Genomic DNA, 1,161 nt, shown 5'->3' with positions numbered 1-1,161 from the left:
GGGATATTGTGATTTACTCGGGTATAAGGCTTTCAGATTAACTCAGGTGCTAGGCAGGTATGCGATGACTCAAGAATCTTCAATGGTAAAAGAGACCCTCAAAGGGAAAAATATTTTAATCACAGGGTGTACCGGGTTTCTCGGCAAAGTTGTACTCGAAAAAATTATTCGATCCACTCCCGATGTTGCCAGTATTCATTTACTCATTCGCGGCAACGCACGATACAATTCAGCTCAGGAACGTCTTGAGCAAGAAGTACTTAGCTCTTCAGTCTTTGGACACTTAAAGAGCCTAGATGAACAGGCATTCAAGAACTTTTGTCTGACAAAACTTAACATCGTCAGCGGCCAACTAACAGATAAGCTATTCGGCTTAGACGAAGATAGTTTTGATGAACTTGCTTCAAAAATCGACGTCATCGTAAACTCTGCTGCGAGTGTCGACTTTAGAGAACCGCTAGACAAGGCTCTAGCAATCAACACCTTAAGCTTAAAGAATATTATCGAATTATCGCAGCGTGGAGAAGTAACACCCGTTGTACAGGTTTCGACATGCTATGTTCATGGCTTAAACAAAGGTGAGATTTACGAAGAGACAACAGGGCCATATAAACGAAAAGTCCCACGCAATGCACAAGGTCACTATCTAGTCGAAGGTTTAATCCATTCACTACAAGACAGAATCGCACGCGCATTTTTGCCCTCAAGCACGAAAGAAGAACAAAAGAACGCCTTGGTTGACCTGGGGATCGAGCAAGCCCATCGCTACGGCTGGAATGACACTTATACCTTCACAAAGTGGCTTGGCGAGCAGCTACTAATAGAGAAACTAGATACGAGCTCTCTTGTCATACTTAGACCTTCAATTATCGAAAGTACACTTCGTGCGCCAGTACCTGGGTGGATTGAAGGCATAAAAGTTGCCGATGCCATTGTATTTGCCTACGCTCGTGGAAAAATCTCTTACTTCCCTGCTGACCCGCATGCAGCAATGGACATTATTCCCGCAGACTTAGTCGCTAATAGCGTTATTCTGTCCATGACCAAAGCACTGAAGTCACCCGGCGAAACAAACATTTACCAATGCTGCAGCAGCTCATCTAACCCGGTGACAGTTGCTGAACTAAAGCGCGCAATGGTCGATGAAGCCCAATCAAACTA

General features: G+C 44.4%; 1 protein-coding gene. It reads left to right on the top strand.

Annotated features, from left to right (window positions below; genetic code table 11):
* Positions 1 to 64 precede the first annotated feature (64 nt).
* A partial coding sequence (locus A3761_RS22210; protein WP_068750903.1) for a fatty acyl-CoA reductase occupies positions 65 to 1,161 on the top strand: 1,097 nt, incomplete at its 3' end.

Source organism: Oleiphilus sp. HI0123 (assembly GCF_001635315.1).
Note: the sequence above shows the minus strand (reverse complement) of the source record. Positions and strands in the feature narration are given on the sequence as shown.